21 protein-coding genes are annotated in these 19,160 nt (G+C 73.1%); 15 read left to right on the forward strand and 6 right to left on the reverse strand.

What is annotated here, in order from left to right; all coding sequences use genetic code 11:
- Positions 1-77 precede the first annotated feature (77 nt).
- Together MICAU_RS12400 and MICAU_RS12405 are read left to right on the forward strand one after the other, a co-directional pair.
- A complete protein-coding gene (locus MICAU_RS12400) occupies positions 78-320 on the forward strand; it encodes a DUF5988 family protein (protein WP_013285653.1) in 243 nt (80 codons plus the stop codon).
- Between the two features lie 18 nt (positions 321-338).
- Entirely contained in the window at positions 339-719 is a 381-nt protein-coding gene (locus MICAU_RS12405; protein ID WP_013285654.1) for a VOC family protein, read from the forward strand.
- On the opposite strand, the gene MICAU_RS12410 is transcribed toward MICAU_RS12405, so the two are convergent.
- Positions 658-1,800, reverse strand: a complete 1,143-nt coding sequence (locus tag MICAU_RS12410) for a carboxypeptidase-like regulatory domain-containing protein (RefSeq protein ID WP_013285655.1) — start codon at positions 1,798-1,800, stop codon at positions 658-660. The two genes, MICAU_RS12405 and MICAU_RS12410, sit on opposite strands and share 62 nt — an antisense overlap.
- 240 nt (positions 1,801-2,040) lie before the next feature.
- Between MICAU_RS12410 and MICAU_RS12415 the strand changes: the two genes are divergently transcribed.
- The 7 genes from MICAU_RS12415 (at position 2,041) to MICAU_RS12445 (ending at position 9,122) form a co-directional block, all read left to right on the forward strand.
- Positions 2,041-2,619 carry a hypothetical protein gene (locus tag MICAU_RS12415; RefSeq protein WP_013285656.1) on the forward strand — a complete coding sequence of 193 codons (579 nt, stop codon included), beginning with the start codon at positions 2,041-2,043 and terminating at the stop codon, positions 2,617-2,619.
- 1 nt (position 2,620) lies between these two features.
- A complete protein-coding gene (locus MICAU_RS12420) occupies positions 2,621-3,208 on the forward strand; it encodes a copper resistance CopC family protein (RefSeq protein ID WP_013285657.1) in 588 nt (195 codons plus the stop codon).
- A 181-nt stretch (positions 3,209-3,389) separates the two neighbouring features.
- The gene (locus MICAU_RS12425) at positions 3,390-4,739 is read left to right on the forward strand and encodes a cytochrome P450 (RefSeq protein WP_013285658.1); all 1,350 of its coding nucleotides are present in this window, start codon (positions 3,390-3,392) and stop codon (positions 4,737-4,739) included.
- Between the two features lie 28 nt (positions 4,740-4,767).
- Complete coding sequence (locus MICAU_RS12430; protein WP_013285659.1) at positions 4,768-6,240, forward strand: MFS transporter; 1,473 nt, start codon at positions 4,768-4,770, stop codon at positions 6,238-6,240.
- A complete protein-coding gene (locus MICAU_RS12435; protein WP_013285660.1) occupies positions 6,237-6,986 on the forward strand; it encodes an SDR family NAD(P)-dependent oxidoreductase in 750 nt (249 codons plus the stop codon). Before MICAU_RS12430 ends, MICAU_RS12435 begins: the two co-directional genes overlap by 4 nt.
- Before the next feature lie 215 nt (positions 6,987-7,201).
- Positions 7,202-8,611 carry a peroxidase family protein gene (locus MICAU_RS12440; protein WP_225319672.1) on the forward strand — a complete coding sequence of 470 codons (1,410 nt, stop codon included), beginning with the start codon at positions 7,202-7,204 and terminating at the stop codon, positions 8,609-8,611.
- Positions 8,612-8,738: 127 nt separating this feature from the next.
- Positions 8,739-9,122 (forward strand): VOC family protein, encoded by a 384-nt coding sequence (locus tag MICAU_RS12445; protein WP_013285662.1) that lies wholly within the window; start codon positions 8,739-8,741, stop codon positions 9,120-9,122.
- 78 nt (positions 9,123-9,200) lie between these two features.
- Here the strand turns inward: MICAU_RS12445 and MICAU_RS12450 are convergent, their stop codons facing one another.
- Positions 9,201-10,232, reverse strand: coding sequence for a hypothetical protein (locus MICAU_RS12450; protein ID WP_013285663.1), 1,032 nt, complete (start codon positions 10,230-10,232; stop codon positions 9,201-9,203).
- Positions 10,233-10,246: 14 nt separating this feature from the next.
- Positions 10,247-10,891 carry a hypothetical protein gene (locus MICAU_RS12455; RefSeq protein ID WP_013285664.1) on the reverse strand — a complete coding sequence of 215 codons (645 nt, stop codon included), beginning with the start codon at positions 10,889-10,891 and terminating at the stop codon, positions 10,247-10,249.
- Positions 10,892-11,184: 293 nt separating this feature from the next.
- Here MICAU_RS12455 and MICAU_RS12460 point away from each other — a divergent pair, with 293 nt between their 5' ends.
- Positions 11,185-11,805 carry a nuclear transport factor 2 family protein gene (locus MICAU_RS12460; RefSeq protein ID WP_013285665.1) on the forward strand — a complete coding sequence of 207 codons (621 nt, stop codon included), beginning with the start codon at positions 11,185-11,187 and terminating at the stop codon, positions 11,803-11,805.
- A 57-nt stretch (positions 11,806-11,862) separates the two neighbouring features.
- Here the strand turns inward: MICAU_RS12460 and MICAU_RS12465 are convergent, their stop codons facing one another.
- Positions 11,863-12,474, reverse strand: a complete 612-nt coding sequence (locus MICAU_RS12465; protein ID WP_013285666.1) for a PadR family transcriptional regulator — start codon at positions 12,472-12,474, stop codon at positions 11,863-11,865.
- Between the two features lie 131 nt (positions 12,475-12,605).
- Between MICAU_RS12465 and MICAU_RS12470 the strand changes: the two genes are divergently transcribed.
- Positions 12,606-13,460, forward strand: coding sequence for an SRPBCC family protein (locus tag MICAU_RS12470; protein ID WP_013285667.1), 855 nt, complete (start codon positions 12,606-12,608; stop codon positions 13,458-13,460).
- Between the two features lie 27 nt (positions 13,461-13,487).
- Here MICAU_RS12470 and MICAU_RS12475 read toward each other — a convergent pair whose 3' ends face one another.
- Both MICAU_RS12475 and MICAU_RS12480 read right to left on the reverse strand, forming a co-directional pair.
- Complete coding sequence (locus tag MICAU_RS12475) at positions 13,488-14,306, reverse strand: class I SAM-dependent methyltransferase (RefSeq protein ID WP_013285668.1); 819 nt, start codon at positions 14,304-14,306, stop codon at positions 13,488-13,490.
- Positions 14,303-14,884 (reverse strand): nitroreductase family protein, encoded by a 582-nt coding sequence (locus MICAU_RS12480; protein ID WP_013285669.1) that lies wholly within the window; start codon positions 14,882-14,884, stop codon positions 14,303-14,305. The genes MICAU_RS12475 and MICAU_RS12480 overlap by 4 nt, the downstream gene beginning before the upstream one ends.
- Positions 14,885-15,167: 283 nt before the next feature.
- Here MICAU_RS12480 and MICAU_RS12485 point away from each other — a divergent pair, with 283 nt between their 5' ends.
- The 4 genes from MICAU_RS12485 (at position 15,168) to MICAU_RS12500 (ending at position 19,131) form a co-directional block, all read left to right on the forward strand.
- Positions 15,168-16,940, forward strand: a complete 1,773-nt coding sequence (locus tag MICAU_RS12485) for a DPP IV N-terminal domain-containing protein (protein ID WP_013285670.1) — start codon at positions 15,168-15,170, stop codon at positions 16,938-16,940.
- A 79-nt stretch (positions 16,941-17,019) separates the two neighbouring features.
- Positions 17,020-17,883: a class I SAM-dependent methyltransferase gene (locus tag MICAU_RS12490; RefSeq protein WP_013285671.1), complete on the forward strand. Its 864-nt coding sequence runs from the start codon at positions 17,020-17,022 to the stop codon at positions 17,881-17,883.
- A gap of 28 nt (positions 17,884-17,911) precedes the next feature.
- On the forward strand, positions 17,912-18,157 hold the full coding sequence (locus MICAU_RS12495; protein ID WP_013285672.1) for a hypothetical protein: 246 nt from the start codon (positions 17,912-17,914) through the stop codon (positions 18,155-18,157).
- A 29-nt stretch (positions 18,158-18,186) separates the two neighbouring features.
- On the forward strand, positions 18,187-19,131 hold the full coding sequence (locus MICAU_RS12500; protein WP_013285673.1) for a DUF1702 family protein: 945 nt from the start codon (positions 18,187-18,189) through the stop codon (positions 19,129-19,131).
- The last annotated feature ends 29 nt before the right edge of the window (positions 19,132-19,160 follow it).

The following is a 19,160-nucleotide window of genomic DNA, read 5'->3' on the forward strand; positions in this document are numbered from 1 at the left end:
TGGACCTGTGTGGACCGAGCCGCCGTCGCCCCCTGTGGCGGCTCGTAAGGTGTGCGGAATGCGACGGAGGTCGTGCCATGAAGGACGTTTCGCAAGCTGATCCGGTCGCCCGGGACGCCGCCGGCGTCATCGATGTCGTCCTGGAGGGCGGCCCGGCCGGCCTGCCGGCCGACCTGCGCAGCCGTCGGGTTTCCACGGCCGAGAAGAAGATCAAGATCCTGTACTACGGCGGGTACGAGCACTTCGAGCGGGGCAACGCCGCCGCGGCGGTCGAGCCGGTGGTCTTCCGCTGGACCGGTCGGACCCGGATCGCCGAGTAGCGAAGGGACAGCAGTCTCATGCGGGCACAGGATCAGCGTACGGGACCGCACCTGACGGTCAGCGACACAAGCGAGGCGATCGCCTTCTACACGGACGTCTTCGACGCCGTGGCCATCCAACGGGAGTGCCTGCTCGACGGGCATGTCGTGCACGCGGAACTGGCCGTCGGCGGCCATCACCTGACCGTGAGCGAGTGGTGGGAGGCGGGCGACCCGTCGGTGGCCGCAGACCGTGACGAGGTGTTGACCATCGAGCGGACGGACCCCGAGTCGGTGCTGCGGCGGGCGGTGGCCGCGGGCGCCCACCTCGAGCCGCCGGCTGCCCCGTCGCACCAGGTCATGTTGCGCGACCCTGCCGGCCTCTGCTGGAGCGTCGTCGGCCCGCAGCGGACGGCGTAGGGCGAGCCTTCGCGCGCCCCGGCGGACCCGGGACAGCCGGGCTTCCGCCGGCCGGCCCGATGTGCAGGATCGCGGTCGGCGCGTCGGCCAGGTCTCCGCCGGCCGGCAGCCGGGCCGCCGGGAGAGCGGCCGCCTCCGCCTCCGCGCCCGGTGCGCTCCTGCGCCGCACCATCACCAGTGCGAGCGCGCCCAGGCCCGCGGCGACCAGCAGGCCGCCCAGCAGGAACATCGACGTACTGCCGCCCTCGTCGCCGGTGGCCGTGAGTGTGGGCGGCGCGGCCGCGGGGGTGTCGTCGTCAGCCGCCTCGGCGAGAGGGCTCGCCTCCGCGGTGGGCGACGGCGACGTCGTGGTCGGCGCCGGCACCGCGGAGAGGGTCAACCGTACGGTCGCGACGTCACCGGCCCGGCCCCGTACGGTCGCGCGGGCGGTGCGGTAGCCGTCCATGGTCGCGCGGACCGTGATGGATCCCTCGGCGATCGTCCTGCCGGCCCTGGACGTGATCGAGAACCGGCCGCTGCGGTCGCTGGTCGTCCGGTACTCGTGGCCGGCACTGTCCCGGATGGTCAGATCCGCCCCGCCGATGGCCTTTTCGTCGGCGTCGCTGACCCGGCCGGAGACCCCCCTCACCCCCGCCGCCGGCTCGGCCTCGCCGGAGGGCGAGGCGCCCGGCCCGTGGACGTAGACCATCTTGTACGCGTAGCTGTTCTGCCCGGCGAGCCGCACGCCGACCGAGATGTTGAGGCCGGTGGTCTCGCCCGGGCGAGCGTCAGGGGCCACGAGTGTCGCGTCGAAGGTCCGGCTCTGACCGGGCCGGAGATTCGGCTCCGCCCGGCAGCCGGTGGCGCACCGCAGGCCGCCGCCCACCACCACGATCGCCGTCTCGGCGCGGCGTCCGTCGTTGGTGACGCGGAACTGCACACGTACCGTCTCGCGGGGTTTCACGTTCTCCGCCGACACGCTCAGGATGCTCACCGTCTCCGGCGCGGCCGTCGCCGGTGCCGCCGCCACCACGAGCGTCCCTCCGGCCAGCGCCACCAGTGCGGCCGCCCGGGCCAGCCGGACACGTGAGCGCGTCGTCACTCCCCACCACCTCTTCCCCCGAGCCGGCGACGCCGGTCGATGGCGCCGCGGGCCACTATGCCCGGTCGGGCGCCGGCCGCGCGACCCGCCTCCGGCGGCCGGCCGGCAGCCCGCACGGGCCGGGACCGTCCGGCCGGGACGGACCGCAAGCGGGAAGAGGTTCCGGAACCGGTCCGCTCCTACCGTCGAAGCCGTCCGACCGCTACGGCCACGCCGTCAGCGCCGATCCCCGGAGGCCCGATGTCCGACCGTCCTCGGCGGCTCCAGCCGGTGAACCCCACGTCGCTCGTCACGGCGTGGAACACCAGTTGGCACCGCGCCGCGATCAACGTGTTCACGTTCGTCGTGCTGGCCCACTGGGCCGAGCACCTCGTGCAGGCCGCGCAGATCTGGATCCTGGGCTGGAGCCGGCCCGACGCCCGTGGTCTGCTGGGCATGCCCTTCCCGTGGCTGATCGAGTCGGAGTGGCTGCACTACGGATACGCCCTGGTGATGCTCGCCGGATTCTGGCTGCTGCGGGACGGCTTCGTCGGCCGCGCCCGGCTGTGGTGGGGCATCGCCCTCGGCGTGCAGGTGTGGCACCACCTGGAGCACCTGCTGCTGCTCGTCCAGTCGCTCACCGGTCAGTACCTGCTGGGTCGCCCGGTGCCGACCAGCCTCGCCCAGGTCGTGTTCCCGCGCGTCGAGCTGCACCTGTTCTACAACGCCGTGGTCTTCGCGCCGATGGTGATCGCGATCGGCTTGCACCTGCGTCCGACGTGGCACGAGCGGGCACTGATGCGGTGCAGCTGTCGTCGTCCCGCTCCCGCGGGGGCCTGACGTGCCCGTCCCCGCCGCCCGGCCGGCCCGCACGGGCTGGGCGGCCGGTGCGGCGGTGGCGGCGCTCGCGCTCGGCGTACCGCTGTTGAGCGTCCTGTCCGCCGCGGCACCGGTCCGGATGGTCTCCGCGGCGCCCGCGGACCGGGCGGTCGTCGGCCGGCCGCCGTCCTCGGTCACGCTCACCTTCGACCGCCCGCCGGCCGGCTCCGGGACGCACCTCTCGGTCGCCGCGCCCGGGATCGCGCCGCAGGTCGGCCGCCCGGTCGTTCGTGGACGCCAGGTCAGCATCGCCGTGCCGCCGGCCGGCGAGGGGACGTACCTGGTGGCCTATCACGCGGAGTTCGGCGCCGGCCGTGAGCTGGCCGGCACGATCCGGTTCGACGTACGTGGGGACGCGCCGCCGGCAGTCGTCGGCGACCGGCCCGATCCGCGTGTCCAGGTCGAGCCGGCGGGGGGCGGGCACTCGCACGGCGCGTCGGCCGAGCCGTGGGTGCTCGTGCTGCTCGGGGCCGACCTGCTGGTGCTGCTGGTCGTCGGACTGCGGCTGCTCCACCGGCGCCGGCGGGACGACCCCTCGCCCGGCAGGTGAACGGCGCGCCGGGGTTGCACTGACTGATAGTCATACTCCACTATGACTGTTAGTCATAGAGGGCGTCGGGCGGCGACGGATTCCGTGCGCCGCCGTCCCGTCGGCTGATCGCCGCTCGCCCGCGGTGCATCCCGGCCGGCGCTGCCAGCCGGGTGGGGCGCGAACCGCCGGGGAGGATCCGATGGTCGCCGCAGACACGACGAAGCCAGAGGTGCCGGTGCTGCCCGGCCGGTTGCCCATAGCCGGGCACGCACCGCTGCTGATGAGCCAGGGACTCCGGCTGATGGAGCGCGCCCGGGACACCGCGCCGGTGGTCCGGATCTACCTCGGCCGCAAACCGGTCTACGTGGTCAACGACGCCGACCTGCTGCGCCGCGTGCTGGTTACCGACGCCCCGGCCTTCGCCGGCAAGGGCCCTCTGGTCGAGAAGGCGAAGCTCGTGCTCGGCAACGGCATCTCGTGCTCGACCGGCGACTTCAACCACCGCCAGCGCCGCCTCATGCAGCCCGCGTTCCACAAGGAACGCGTCGCGGGTTACGTCGACGTCATGCGCGCCATCGCCGGCGAGCGGATCGCCGGCTGGCGCGACGGCGACCGGATCGTGATGGAACAGGAGATGCGCGAGATCGCCCTCACCGTCGCGGCGAAGGCGCTGTTCGCCTCCGACATCGGGCGCGAGGCGGTCGAGGAGTTCCGCACGTCGATCCCGATCGCGGTGAGCGGCGTGGCCGTCCGCACCATGATGCCGGCCCTCGCGGCCCTTCCCACCCCGGGCAACCGCCGCTTCGACCGGGCGCTGCACCGGCTGCACCAGATCATCGACCGGATGATCCAGGCGTACCGGCGCGACGGTGTCGACCACGGGGACGTGCTGTCGATGCTGCTCGCGGCCCGCGACGAGGAGACCGGCGAGCCGATGCCGGACCTGCAGGTCCACGCCGAGGTGATGACCATCGCCACCGCAGCGACCGAGACCACGAACGGTGCCCTGGTGTGGGCGGCGTACGAGCTGGGCCAGCGGGAGGACGTCGAGCGCCGGCTGCACGAGGAGCTGACGGACGTGCTCAGCGACCGGCCGGTCACCGCGGCCGACCTGCCGAAGCTCGAGTACACCCGGCGCTTCCTCAGCGAGGTGCTGCGGCTGTACGCGATGTGGGTGCTGACCCGCCAGACGACCCGGGCCGTCGAACTCGGCGGGTACGCCCTGCCGGCCGGCGCGACCATCATGTTCAGCCCGCAGGCGATCCACCGCGACCCCCGGATCTACCGCGATCCGCTCCGGTTCGACCCGGACCGGTGGCTGCCGGAACGTGCGGCAGAGGTGCCCCGCAACGCGTTCCTGCCGTTCGGTTCCGGCCGCTACATCTGCATCGGCGAGCAGTTCGCCATGACCGAGATGCTCGTCGTGTTCGCCACGCTCGTCCGCCGGCTGCGCCTGCGGCCCGTGCCCGGTCACGTCGTGAAGCCGTCGGTCGCCAAGGGCGGCCTGCCCAACAGCCTGCCCATGGTCGTCGAGTCACGCCGCACGTGAGACGTCGTGCACTAACCCAGGAGGAGACATGGCCGTTGCGGCCGATGAGCCCCGTTCACCCGTACGCCGGCGCTGGTGGGCGCTGACACTGCTCTGCTTCGTGCAGTTCATGCTGGTCGTGGACGACACGGTGGTGAACGTCGCGCTGCCGTCCATCCGCGAGGACCTCGGTTACTCGGCCACCGGCCTGGCCTGGGTCGTCAACGGCTACCTGCTGGCCTTCGGCGGCCTGATCCTGCTCGGTGGACGTGCCGGGGACCTGGTCGGGCACCGTCGGGTGTTCCTCGCCGGTGTGGCCGTCTTCGCCGTGGCGTCGCTCGCCTGCGGCGTCGCGCAGGAGCCCTGGCAGTTGGTGGCGGCACGGTTCCTCCAGGGCGTCGGCGGCGCGCTGGCCTCGCCGACCGCGCTCGCCCTGATCACCCTGATCTTCGCGGAGGGCGCGGAGCGGGCCAAGGCCATCGGCCTCTGGGGCGGCATCGCCGCCCTCGGCGGAATCGTCGGCTACGTGCTGTCCGGTCTGCTCACCGACCTGGTCTCCTGGCGGCTGGTCTTCCTGATCAACCTGCCGGTGGCGGTCGTCGTGCTTGCGCTGGTGCCGGCACTGGTTCCGCCCGCCGCGACGGCCGCTCGCCAACGGGTCGACATCCCGGGCGCGGTCACCGCCACGGTCGGCCTGGCCGCCCTGGTGTTCGCGCTGCTGGAGGCGCCCGGCGCCGGCTGGGGCAGCCCTCGCGCGCTCGTTCCGCTGGCGGTGGCCGTGGTGCTGCTCGCGGCGTTCGTGCTCCAGGAACGCAGGGTCGCGTACCCGCTCGTGCCGTTGCGGTTCTTCGCCAACCGCACGCGCAGCGCGGCGAACGGCACCATGATGCTCTTCACCACCGGCCTGTTCGCGATGTTCTTCCTGCTCACCCTGCACGTCCAGGAGCGCCTGGGCTGGTCGCCGCTGCAGACCGGCCTGGCGTACGTACCAATGGCCGTGTGCCTGCTGATCGGCATCTCGCTCTCGCAGCGCCTGGTCGGGCGCCTCGGCCCCCGGCCGGTGCTGCTCGTGGGACCGCTGCTCACCGCGGCCGGACTGCTCTACCTGTCCTGGATCGACGGGACCGAACGCTACCTGCCGGACATCCTGCCCGGCATGGTGCTCGTCGCGCTGGGCGCCGGGCTCGCCGTGCCGGTCCTCGCCACCGCCGCGATGTCCGCCACCACCGCCGAGGACGCCGGCCTCGGCTCGGGGATGCTGACCGTCGCCCAGCAGATCGGCGGTGCCGTCGGCCTGGCGCTGCTGGTCAGTCTCGCGGGGCTGAGGTCGCGGCAGATGGTCTCCGACGGCGCCGGCGAGGACGCCGCCGCCATCGGCGGCACGGTGCTCGCCTTCCAGGTCGCGGCCGTGATCCTCGTCGCCGCCGCGCTGCTCACCCTCGTCATCCGGCCGCCGCGACCCGCCGCGTCGCCGGACCGGACCGACAGCCCGGACCACACGTCGATCGGAGTGCCGTCATGAACCGTCTCGAGGGAAGAGTAGCGCTGGTCACCGGCTCCACCTCCGGCATCGGCCGGGCCATCGCCGCGGGATACGCGGCCGAGGGCGCCACCGTGGTCGTGCACGGCCGGGACAAGGAACGCGCCGACGCCGTGGTCGAGCGGATCTCGGCCGCCGGAGGGCGGGCCGAGGCGGTCCTCGCGGACCTGTCCCGGCCCGGTGAGGCCGGCCGGCTGGTGCGGGCGGTGCTGGACAGCCACGGCGGGGTCGACGTCGTCGTGAACAACGCCGGCGTGATGAGCATGGGCACCGCCGGCCAGGTGACCGAGGAGAACGTCGACGAGGTCCTGGCGATCAACTTCAAGGCGCCGCTGTTCGTCACCCGGGCCGCTCTGCCGTCCCTCGTGGAGCGCGGCGGGTCGGTCGTCAACGTGACCACCGCGGGCGCCCACCGGGGCTCTCCGGGCGGTGCGGTGTACGCCGCCGCGAAGGCGGCGCTGCACATGCTGACGGTGAGCTGGGCCGCCGAGTTCGCCCCGCAGGGCGTACGGGTCAACGAGCTGATCCCCGGAGCGACCCGGACGCCGATGATGGAGCCGCTCCTGCAGGCCCCCGAGGTCCAGGCCATGCTGGCCCAGCGGATCCCGATCGGCCGGGTGGCGGAGCCGGAGGACCTGGTCGGCGCGGCCGTCTTCCTCGCCTCGGCCGAGGCGAGCTACGTGACCGGCGCGGTGCTCGCCGTGGACGGCGGCTTCCTCGCCGGCTGAGCGGCCGGGCGCTTCCGCGGCTGCGTGGCGGATCCGCAAGCCGGGAGAAGACCCCGGCACCCGACGGTGGCTATCAATGGCGAAGGGGCGCGACCAGGTGTCGCGCCCCTTCGCGTCAGCCTCATGAAGGGACTGCCATGCGTCACGGCGTCACACAGCACCGCGGCCTCCACGTTCCCCCGGGGAACACCGCACAGCACGGCCGGTTCGGCCGGATGTTTCCCAACCTGCCGCCCCGTCGCCCGACCGGCCTGCCGCTGGCCGAGGAGTACGGGCTTCCGGGAGGCCGGCTGGACGCTGGGGAGATCACCCCGGACAAGCTCGGCCCGGTCGACACCGGCTTCGTCTACCTCGCCCAGTTCATCGACCACAACATCACCTTCGACCCCACCACCGTCCTGAACCAGCAGGTCGACCCGGAGGCCATCCAGGCGTTCCGGCCGCCGCGGCTCGACCTCGACGCGCTCTACGGCGCCGGGCCGACAGTCGACCCCTACCTCTACGACCAGGCGTCGCACGGCACCAAACTGGTACTCGGGCCGGGCGGTACCGACTTCGCGCGGACCGCCGAGGGGGTGCCGCTGATCGGGGACCCGCGCAACGACGAGAACATGCTGATCGCCCACATCCACCTCGCGTTCATCAAGTTCCACAACCGCGTGGTGGACGGGCTGGCCGACGGCAGCCTCACCGACGCGGTCGGCGACCGGGTCCGGTCACGACCGGCGGCCCCGGGTGACGCGCCGGCCGGCCGGCTCGACGATCTGCTCTCCCTCGACAACTACTACAACGAACTCACCTACAAGGCACAGCAGCTGGTCCGCTGGCACTTCCAGTGGATCGTGGTGCACGAGTACCTGCCGCTCTTCGTCGGGCAGCACATCGTCGACGACATCTTCGAGAACGGCCTGCGCTTCTACGATCCCCGTCCGGTGCCGTACATCCCGGTGGAGTTCGCGGTCGCCGCGTTCCGGGTGATGCACTCGACGATCCTGCCCCGCTACCAGATCAACGAGAAGTTCAGCGCGCCGCTGTTCCCGGCCGACCGGAACGCGCCCCCGAGCCCGCGGGCGGACCTGCGGGGCGGGCGGATCCTGCCCGAGCACTCGATCGACTGGTCGCTGTTCTTCCGGACCGACCCGAACCGGGTGCCCCAGCGGGCCAAGGCGTTCGGCGCCTCGCTCACGTCGGCGCTGCTCAACCTGCCGGTGAGCGCGGTGCCGGGAGCGAAGGAGGGCGCGCTCGCGAAGTCGCTCGGCTCGCTGGCCGTGCGGAACATGCTGCGCAGCGAGGCGCAGCAGCTGCCGTCGGGCCAGGACGTCGCACGCGCCATGGGAGAGGTGCCGCTCTCCGACGAGCTGCTGGACTTCGACGGTCCCGCCTACCTCTGGTACTACATCCTGAAGGAGGCGGAGGTGCTCACCGGCGGGCACCGGCTCGGCCCGGTCGGCGGGCGGCTGGTGGCGGAGGTGTTGCTGGGAATCCTGAAGGGAGACCCGATGTCGTACTGCTCCGCCTACCCCGCCTGGCGACCCACTCTGGCCGGTCAGAACGGTGTCTTCGGCATGGTGGAACTGCTCCGGTTCGCCGGTCTGGTGCCGGCTGGGCGCGGCTCCGGAGATTGACGGCCCGCCCACCCGTGTCCGGCTGGCGTGGATCGTGCGTCTCGTGCACTATGACTGACAGTCATAGTGCACGAGACGTGAGCGCCCGGCCCCGTCGGGTGCGGGGCGGATCAGACGGAGGTTCCCTGTGGAACGTGTGACGGGCATCGGTGGTCTCTTCTTCCGGGTCAAGGACCCGACGGCGATGACGAAGTGGTACGTCGACCACCTCGGCCTCACGCCACCGCCCACTCCGGACGAGGACCGGGACTGGTGGCAGGAGCAGGGCCCCACCGTCTTCGCGCCGTACGGCGCCGACGTCGAGGAGGAGACCGGGCAGGCGGTACGGCTCAACTTCCGCGTCCGGGACATGGCGGCGATGCTCGCGCAGCTGCGGGCCGCCGGCGTGGAGGTCAGCCCCGAGCCCGAGGACTATCCGGAAGGCCGGTTCGGCTGGGCGATCGACCCCGAAGGCAACCGGATCGAGCTGTGGGAGCCGGCCCCCGACCGGCTCAAGCCGCCGACGGGCTGACCGTCCGGGGACGCGACGACGGGGTGGGGCCGCCGAGGGCCCCACCCCTGTTTTCGACCTCGGATCAGGCCGCCCGCCTCACGGCGAGGGCGGTGAGGTCCGGTACAGCCGGTTCGGAGTGTCGTCGAGGAAGTCGCGCGGGTCCAGCCGGAAGCCCGTGAAGCGGTAGGGCACGATCCGGTGTTCCTCGCCCGCCGTCCGCGGCTCGACGTGCTGCCGCAGCGCGTACCACAGGCTGACGTCGTTCTCCTCGCCCACCGAGGCGCCCGTCTCAGCCGCGTACCTCGAGGTCAGAACGCTGTCGTCGGTGCCGACCTCGTAGCCGTCGTCCAGGTTGCCCCGGTAGGGCGCGACCCAGAGGTCGGCGCTGCTGGTGCGGCCGTCCGGGCCGATGTTCGACCCCGGCAGCAGCTCGTAGGAACGGAGCAGGCCGTTGGGCTTGGGCGCCTCGCTCGCCACTCGCAGCCGGGAGCCGGGCTCCAGGGTGTGGGCGCCACGCGCCACGTTCTGCCACTGGGTCGCGGCGGCCCCGCCCCGGGTGCCGAGCTGGACGGTGTTCCCGCCGATCGTCGCCACGTCCGGGTCGAGCCGGTAGTAGTGGTGATGGGTGTGCGGCAGGCCCGCCACCGGGCCGGCGGCCGGCCGCCCGCCGACACCCACCGAGGCGGCGATGACGCCGTCCTCGAAGAGCTCCCAGCGGTGCACGTACTGGTAGTCACCGGCCTGGAACTTCGCCCAGAAGGCGACCTTCGCCGGCTCGATGCCGCTGGGGCCGTACCGCTCGACGTGGACCGCGCCGGTCGGATTGGCGGCGGCGTCGTACTGGCTGTCGTTGGTGGCGATCGCCGTCGGGGGCAGGTCGCTCCCGGCCGCGTTGGGCGCCGTGGGCAGCAGCGGCACCAGGGGCGACCCGCCGCCCCGGGCGCCGAGGCCGTTCTTGGCCACGCCGTGGGTCGGGCCGTGGTCGACCAGGGTGAAGGCCAGCTCGCCCCGGAACAGGACGGGTCGGCCGTCGAAGTGGGCGTGGGCGAGCCGCAGCCCGGTGCCCTGCATCGTGTTGATCGAGTATCCGAAGGTCCAGTTGGCGTGGGTGATGTAACCGCCAGGCATTGGTTGTCTCCTCGTCAGTTGTGGGGAGCCTGGGTCTGCGGCCCCGACGCGGTGCCCCGCGCCTCGTCGGTCGGGACGACCTCGCGGGTGCTCAGGTCGACCGCCGCCTGCCCGACCCGGGCCGGCGCGTCACCGCGGGACCAGAAGTAGAGCTGGAAGAGCCGGTGGCCGAAGCGGGGGTTCTCCTCGATCTGGGCCGCCCGGGCCGGCAGGGCCACCATGTCGACCGGGCCGCGGGCACGCAGCGCCTCGTACCGGTCGTCGGTGACGACCAGCTCGTACGCCTCCTCCCGCTCCTCCGCGGTCAGCGCGGGCTGGATGCCCGGCCGTTCGACGATCGCCTCCACCACGCCGGCCCGCAGGTCCAGCACGGCGATGATGAGGACGCTGCGGTCGTAGTCGTAGATGACCGCCTCGGCGAGGCGGACCGACACCTGGGCGTCGGCGACCTTCTGCTCCTCCTCGCGGAACTCGATGTCGATCAGCCGGTGCCGGTTGCCGCCCAGACGCTCGGCGACCAGGGGGTCGGCGTCGATGGCGGCGGCCACCCGGTCCTTGATCTGGCCGAGCAGGTCGAGGAAGACGGAGGTGGAACCAGGCTGGTCCTGGACCAGTTCGAGAAGTTGGCTGACTTCGTGGGAATGCAGCAGTGCAGGCATTCTGTCCTTCCTCACAGTTGTGCGGCCGTGGGCGGGCGCTTCCCCAGGAAGATCGGCGGGGCCGCTCCTCAGCCGACTTGAAGAATCGTTTACCGATCTCCGTTCGGAGACGTGGCACACCGATCTCCATCCATTGGTAGGTGCGCACCGCCCGTGCGGCTTCTTCCCCCTTGCTGCGCGGCCGTCCGCCGGCCGTCCGCGTCCGGCCCGCAAAGCGCGGCAAGCTGCGAGAAGTTCGATGACCGCGGCGGCCGTACGAATGGAGGAGCGGCACAGCAGAATAGGAGAGCCACGTGAATGACCTGCGCGTGTTCGGCGAACAACTCCGGACGTTGCTCAGTGGGCTGCTGGGATTCGGGGACCCCGGCGCACCGGAGCGCAACAGCCGACTCATCCACCAGATTTTCGAGTGGTACAACCAGGGTGACCTCGACTCCATCGTGGAGAGCGTCACCGACGATTTCGAACTGCACGACGTGCCGGCCGGGCAGATCTACCGCGGGCCGGACGGACTGCGCCGCTGGTTCTCGATCTCCAAGACCGCGCTGCCCGAGGCGCGGCTGTTCATCACCAACCTGATCGCCGACGGCGAGAAGGTGGCCAGTGAGCACGCGGGCGGAGGTCTGCAGACCGGCCCGCTGGAGGTGCCGGGCGGCACTGTCCCGCCGACCAACCGGCTGGTGAAGGCCGAGGTGGCCGAGACCTTCGAGTTCCGGGACGGGCGGATCTTCCGGTGGCGCGTCTACTACGACGGTGCGGCGCTCGCCGCGCAGCTGCTGGGCCCCGAGGCGGGCGGGTCCTCCGCGCCCGCCGGGGGCCCGGCCACTGCGCCGCCGACGTCGGGCACCGCCGGCTCGTCCGCCGGCGCGGCGGCCTCCCGGCCGGCATCGGGTGGCGCATCCGCCCGGGACTGACGCCGGACCCGCCGGGGCCCGTCCGGACGGACGGGCCCCGGTCGCGCGCCCGGGGTCTCAGTGGTCCTGCGGTCCCGGCGGTGCAGGGGGCCCGGCCGGCGTCGCCGGCGGCCGGAGACGTTCGAGTTCGGCCAGCACCGCTTCGACCGCCGCGGTCTCCGCGGCGTAGTAGGCCTGGCCCCACACGGCCACCAGATGCGGGTACCGGAAGTCGGGCAGCAGCCCACGCCCGACCTCGCCCAGGTCGGCACGCTGCTCCCGGAGCCAGGACAGGTAGCCGTGCAGCGCGCGGTGCAGTTCCTCCGGGTCCGCCTGGTGACCGAAGAACAGGCGCAGCATCACGCTGTGCTTGATCACCGGCGGATCCACCTCGTCCCGGCTCAGCCATGCCCGCAGGGCCGCCACCCCGGTGTCGGTGATCCGGTAGTGGCGCTTGGTCTGCGAGCCGCGCTGCGTCTCCTGCCGCTCGCTGATGTATCCCTGGGCCAGCAGCCGGCGCAGCTCGCTGTAGACCTGGCTCTGCGCCGGGCTCCAGTAGAAGAAGCGCATGTTCATGGACCACTTGCGCAGGTCGTAACCGGTCAGTTCGCGCCCGAAGGAGAGCAGACCGAGAACCGCGTACGCGGTGGCCGGCAGGCCGGGCGCCCCGGGCCGATGGGGATCTGCCACGATGTCCTCCTTGCGGTGGGCGGCTGCGGCTTCCACTATGACTATTAGTCCTAGTGCGGCGCTCGGCGGGATGCGAAGTTGCCGGAGGATCTTCCCACCTCGTGTCGGACCGCTCGGTGGAGGGAGCTGCCATGGCACCGGCACGTCTGATGGTGTCCACGACCGTCAACGCCCGCCGGTCGGCCGTCTACGCCGCGCTGACCGATCACGAGGCGCTGGCCGGCTGGTTCGCCGAGCGGGTGGAGACGCAGCCCGACGCGGGCTGCTTCCGTACCGATGGAAGCTTCACCCCGAGATGGGCCAGCGGCGCCCTGCGGACGATCGATGCGCAACCGGGCCGGCGGCTGGCGCTCTGCTGGGAGGCCGGCGCCGGTTCGCCGGTGGAGATCGAGCTGGTGTCGGTGCCGACCGGGCGCACCGGCGTCCGGTTCGTCCAGTGGTCGCCTCCGGGCGGCGGCCCCGACGACCCCTCCGCCCTGGACTTCTGGTGCCTGGCCGCCGGCAACCTCGCCAACCACTTGGAGGGCCGCCCGGTCGTCCGGCACGACTTCGCGCGGCCCCGGCGCGGCACCGCCCGGGCAGAGGCGACACTGGCCGTCCCCGCCCGGCGGGTGTACGCGGCGCTGACGGTGCCGGCGGAGCTGGAGCGGTGGATCGCCGCCACCGCGGTGGTCTCGCCCAGGGTCGGCGGCCGGTACGACTTCGGCTGGGGGGACGACCTCGGTCCCCGGTCCATCGTCGACCTGGAGCCCTCCCGGTCGCTGGCGTACACCTGGCGGGAACGTGGGCACCGGGACAGCGTCGTGCGATGGACGCTGCGTCCCTGCGGGCGCGGCACCACCGTGCGGGTGCAGCACGACCTGGGCGGCCGCCCGGCCGATCGACACCAGATCGGCTGGGAGAACTTCCTCATCGACCTGCAACGGATGCTCGCGTCCGGCCAGGACTGGCAGCGCAGCGTGTGGCAGGACGAGCCGGTCGGCTGACACGGCGCCCGCCCGCACGGCGACGGGTCACACCCGGCCGGGTACCGGGGACGTCCGGGTCGCGCTCACCGCCCAGAACCGCGACCGGCCCTCGCGCAGGTCGGCCTGCGCGGTGAGGATCAGTGCGAGGAACTGGTCGGCGGCGGCGGGCGGGAGGTGACGCAGCACCTCGTGGCGGCGCCGGATCAGGGTCAGTTGCGCCGTGCGCAGCGCGTCCACCGCCTCGTCCGTGATGTCGACCGACCGCGGTCCGGCGAAGCCGGCCTGCCGCAGGCGGACCTCCAACCCGTTCGGGGCGGCGCCGCGGGGCCGGCCGGGACGATGGTGGACCAGCTCGCCGAGCAGGATCCGTCCCCCGGGGCGCGCCGCGAGGGCGGCCTGACGAAGCACTGCCGCCAGGTCGTCCCCGGTTCGGGCCGGTTGCAGCACCAGCACCCGGTCGAAGGGCGGGCCGGAGGTGCCCTCCGACGTGGATCCGGCGATCCGTACGCGCGCGGCGACGTCGGGCGGCAACGCCCGGGCGCGGCGCCGGGCGTGACCGCGCCGGACCGGGTCCGGCTCCACAGCGGTCACCGCACAGCCCGCCCCCAGGGCGAGGTACCGGGACGTCTCCCCGCCGTCGGAGCCGAGGTGCAGGACCCGGTCCGAGGCGTGCAGCGGCAGCTCCTCGACCGCCCGGTCGAGCAGTGCCGGACCGGCGTACGAGCCGAACTCCCAGCCCTGATGGGCCGGCCCGAACCAGATCAGCCGCCACAGGCCGTCGGTGGCCCAGTCGCCGGGCCAGGCCGGCGCGCAGGCGGCCGGGGTGGCGGTGGCCGGTGCGGCCGGGTCGGGCGTGCCGGTCACGAGAGCCCCTCTCCGTCCGACGGCGCGCCCCAGCTGCCGGTGAAGACGATGTCCGCCAGCGGCAGCCGGGAGCGGGGCACGGGAGTCCGGGAGGGGTCGGCGGTGGCCCGCCCCACGGCGAGTACGACGAACGGCTCGAACTCCGCAGGCACCTCGAACGCCGCCACCAGGGCACGACGGCGGAAGCCGCCGAGCTGCACGGTGTGCCAGCCGGTGGCCCGTGCCTGCACGCTGAGCCGGGCGACCGCGAGGCCCAGCTCGTACTCGGTGCCGATCAGCGGAGCGCCGTCGACGCCGCGGACCTGACGCAGGGCCAGGACCAGCGCCCCGGCGTCGCCGGCGATCGTGCGGTTCGCCGGGGTGAGCGCGCCGTGCATCTCCTGGAAGGTGCGGTCGCCGTTGCGCCCGACGACGAAGCGCCAGGGCTGCCGGTTCCAGCTGGAGGCGGTCCACCGGGCGGCCTCCAGCAGTCCCGCCAACCGGGTCCAGGGCAGCGCCGAACCGTCGAAGATCTGCGTGCTGGCCGGGGGCGTGAGTAACGGGTGCACCACGCCGTTCGTGGCCGAAAGTCCATTCACGCGTGGAGATCCCTCCCTGGTCGGCCGGCCGGACGCCCGGCGGTTCCGCACCATTCAAGGCCGCCGGACAACGGCGTTCCACTCGCATCTTGCTCAAGCGTCGTCCGTCGATACGAGCAAGATCCGAGAAGTTCGGGCTCGCGTCGCCCCGGTACGAATTGATCGCTGCGCCGGGATGCCGCCGCAAGCCAGTGACGTGTGATTCAGGGAGGTTTGGCGTGCGATTCAGTTCAGCGGCCCGTCGCCGATCCGATGGTTCGGTCCGTCGTGACCGGCCGGTGTCGTGAAGCGGGCGGCCCGGGGCGCAGGAATCGCCGGAGCGGGAACGGACGGATTCCGCCTCCGGCTTCTCGCCGCCGATCCGAACGGTTCCGGGGACGGGGCGATATCGCCCGACGGAACCAGATTCGTCGCCTCCTCCAAGCGAAACGGATCGGTCAATCTGTGGTTCTTCGATCTGCGTACGGGGAAATGGCAGCAGGGCACCTGGGGCACCGGTGACGACATCGAGGCGCAGTGGTCGCCGGACAACGAGCAGCTGGCCTTCACCTCCTCCCGCGGTGGTCACAAGGCGATCTGGCTGTACCGGCTCAGCGACGGCCAGACCCGCCAGCTGACCTCGGCCGGACACGAGGAGGAGTACCCCTCCTGGTCGCCGGACGGCCGGACCGTCGCCTACGTCGGCGGGCCCTGGGGCAGGCGGCACTTCCTGGTGGTGTCCGCCGACGGCGGCGCGCCTCGCCGGGTGACCACCGAGCCCGGCCGCGCCGGCGCCTGCTCCTGGGCGCCGGACGGACGCTGGCTGGTCTGCCACTCGTACGACACCGGCGCGGGAGCGGTGTGGTTGCTGGACAGCCGGACCGGGGAGGCGATCCCGGTCACCGACGGCTCCTCGTGGGACTACAAGCCGACCATCTGCCCGACCCGGCCGGCGGTCGCCTTCTCCCGCAGCGACGAGGGGCGGTCCGTCATCTGGGTGCAGCGGCTCGCCGACGGGGTGGGCCGGCCGCTCGTCGTCACCGGCGCGGACGACCGGTGGCCCACCTGGACCCGGGACGGGAACCACCTCTTCTTCCACCGGCTGGTCGACGAGGGCGCGGGCATCGCGGTGTGGGACCGGCGGACGAAGGCGGTACGGGAACTCGTGCCGGCCGAGGAGAAGCCCCGGTACGCGTCCTTCGCGCCGGACGGCCGCCGGATTGTGTACGGCACCGAGGCGGACGGCCGCTCGGCGCTGCGCATCCTGGACCTGGCGACCGGGGTGTCCCAGCCGGTGCCGGCCGGTGAGGCCGCCTTCCCCTCGTGGTCCCCGGACGGCCGGACGATCGCCTGCGCGCTCCGGCCCGATCCCACCTCGCGATGGGAGATCGCGACGGTCGACGTGGCGGGCGGGCAGCCGCGCGTCTGGACGGCCGACCGTGACGACCTGCGGGGACTGCACGCGCCCGTCTCCTTCGCGCCGGACGGGCGGCGCCTGGTGTTCCGCAGCGAGACGGAGCCGTTCGAGGCGAACCTGCTCGTCCTCGACCTCGACAGCGGCCGGATCACCAACCTCACCGAGGACAGCTGGTGGGACGAGGCGCCGGCCTTCACCCCCGACGGGCGCGGCGTCGTCTTCATGTCCACCCGGGGAGGGAACTGGACCTGGGGCTTCTACCGCATCGACCTGGACAGCGGGGAACTGCTGACGCTGGCCGGTCCGGACTACGTGGAGCGGAACAACCCGCGGTCCACGGCGGACGGCCGGATCCTGTCGACGATGGTCGCCTCGAAGGTCGAGGAACTGTACGAGCAGCTACCCGACGGCACCGGCCGGGTGGTGACCGAGGCGGGGCCGGGCGTCCGTTACCCCGTGCCGTCCGCCGACGGCGAGCAGGTGCTCTTCACCCGTACCCGCACCACAGTCGAGTACTGGCTCGCGGAGAACGTCTGGGCCGCCGACTCGCCGCTCGCGCCGCTCGGCCGCCCGCTGGTCGCCGCGACCGCGCCGGCGGGGGTGATCGAGCAGCCGCCGCTCGGTCCGGTGCGCAGCCCCGTCGACACCCGCCGCAGATGACGGATGTGACGCCGTCCCATCCGGTCGGGTGGGCGATGACCGCGCGATCAGCCGACGCGTGTGACAGGAGGAGCAGGAGATGACCGGAGCACCGCCGGGGGCGTCGCGGGAGAACGCCGCCCCGAACGAGGACGACAAGAACCGCATCTACGACACCGTGACCGGCCCGCTCTGGCGGACGACCGTCTACGAGCCGGTCCACGGCGGGTGGGAGTTCACCAACATCGCCGGGGCACGCCTGCTCGACGACGTCGCGGCGACCTTCCGGGTCGGCCCGCTGACCCATGTGCTCGAACTCTGCTCCGGCACCGGCGCGGTCGCACGGTACCTCAACCAGCGGACCGGGTGCGCCGTCACCGGCGTGGAGCTGAACGCCGCCCAGCTCGCCTGCGCCCGCCGGGCACGCGCCGAGGCGGGCCCGGGGATGGCCCGGGTGTCGTTCGTGGAGGGCGACGTGACCAGGTGGCAACCGGACCGGCTCTACGACCTGGCGCTGGTCGTCGACTCGCTGTCCCTGCTGTCGGACCCGGTGGCGGCGCTGCGCAACGCCCGCCGGGCGTTGTGCTCGGCCGGGTGGCTGGTCTTCGCGGACACCCTGGCGGGGCCGGAGATGACCGCGGCGACGCAACGCCGCGCCTGGGACCTCGACGGGCTGCGCCCGCTGCCCGGCGGTTCGCGGTCGGACGACCTGTTCACCGCGGCGGGCCTGGTGGACGTGCACCTGGTCGACGCGACCGACACCGCCGTCGCCTGCTTCCAGACCATCGCCGACGCGACCACCGAGCGGGCCGGCGAACTCGCCGCAGTGGTGACGGCGGAGGAACTCGCGGAGTGGCGCACGGCCACCGACTTCTATCTCGACGCCTATCGGAGCGGGCAGCTCACGTACTGGCACGGGCTCGCCCGTCGGCCCCGTCGGGCCACCGCCCGCCAGGCGGCCTGACCCGCCCTCGACAACGAACGGAGCAGACATGATCTTCAAGCGTGAGCCCGTCATCCTCCAGGTGGCACTCTTCGCCCTGTTCAACCTCCTGGCCGCGTTCGGGGTGATCGGGTGGTCCTGCGCCCAGATCGCTGCCGTGAACGCCGCTGTCGCCGCCGCCTTCGGTGTGATCACCCGCCGGCTGGTGACGCCCCTGAGCGACCCCCGGGACGCGCACGGCCGGCGGCTCGCCCCCGCCGGCGGAGGGCCGGACGACGATCGGTCCTACCGGTGACAAGCGGCAGGGGACAGGGGCGTCTACTCGTGCCGCCCCTGTCGCCGGCGCTCGTCGAACTCGCCGGGCGGCGACACCGGCGCGGGGAGGTGACCAGCCGGCTGCTCCTGCAGACCCGCGCGCTCGCCTTCGTCGAGGGCTACCGGCTGCGGCGTGCCGGACGCCGCGACATCCACGAGGAACTGGCACTGATCGAACCCGTCAACCGCGGGTTCGCGTACGAGGGGGCCGCGCTGGCCGCGGCCCTGGCCGACCTCGCCACGCCGCGCCGGGCCCCGGCACCGGGGAGCCGGGACGGCCGGCAGACCCGGCTGGGGCACCTGCTCGACGGCCCCGGCGCGGGCTTCGTCCACCTCGTCCACGTCGGGGCCGGCTGGGCGGCCGCCGTGCTGCCCTGGCGGACCGTCCACCGCCGGCTGCCGCTCGACCCGCTGCTGCGCTGGCTCGCCCTGGACGGCGCCGGGTTCGCCCGCGGCTTCTTCGGCGGGCCGGGCGCGATCCGCCGGCTGGCCCGCCGGCCGGACCGCGACGATCCCGTCCAGACGGTGCTCCGGCAAGGGCTGGGCCGCAGCCTGTGGTTCGTCGAGTGTGGTGACGTCCCGGCGATCGGCCGGCAGATAGAAGGGTTCCCACCGGGCCTGCGGCCCGAGTTGTGGGCCGGTGTCGGCCTTGCCGTCTGTTACGCGGGCGGCTGCTCGGACCGCCAGTTCGAACACCTTCAGACGCTGGACGGCAAGGAGCGCGCCGCGCTGGCCCAGGGCGCCGCCTTCGCGGCCGAGGCCCGGCGCACCGCCGGTCATGTGCCTGCGCACACGGCGGCGGCCGTGGCCGCGCTCACCGGCGTACCGGCCGACACGGCCGCCAACTGGGCACGGGACTCCCGAGATTCCGCCCTCGCCCTCGGCCCTGAGATCGACTCCTACCGGTGGTGGCAGCGGGAGATCCGCCGCCGGGCAACCGCGGCGGCCGGCTGAGCCTCGGCTCCACCGGTCCCGATCCGCAC

The sequence above is a fragment of the Micromonospora aurantiaca ATCC 27029 genome (assembly GCF_000145235.1).
GTDB classification, from domain to species: domain Bacteria; phylum Actinomycetota; class Actinomycetes; order Mycobacteriales; family Micromonosporaceae; genus Micromonospora; species Micromonospora aurantiaca.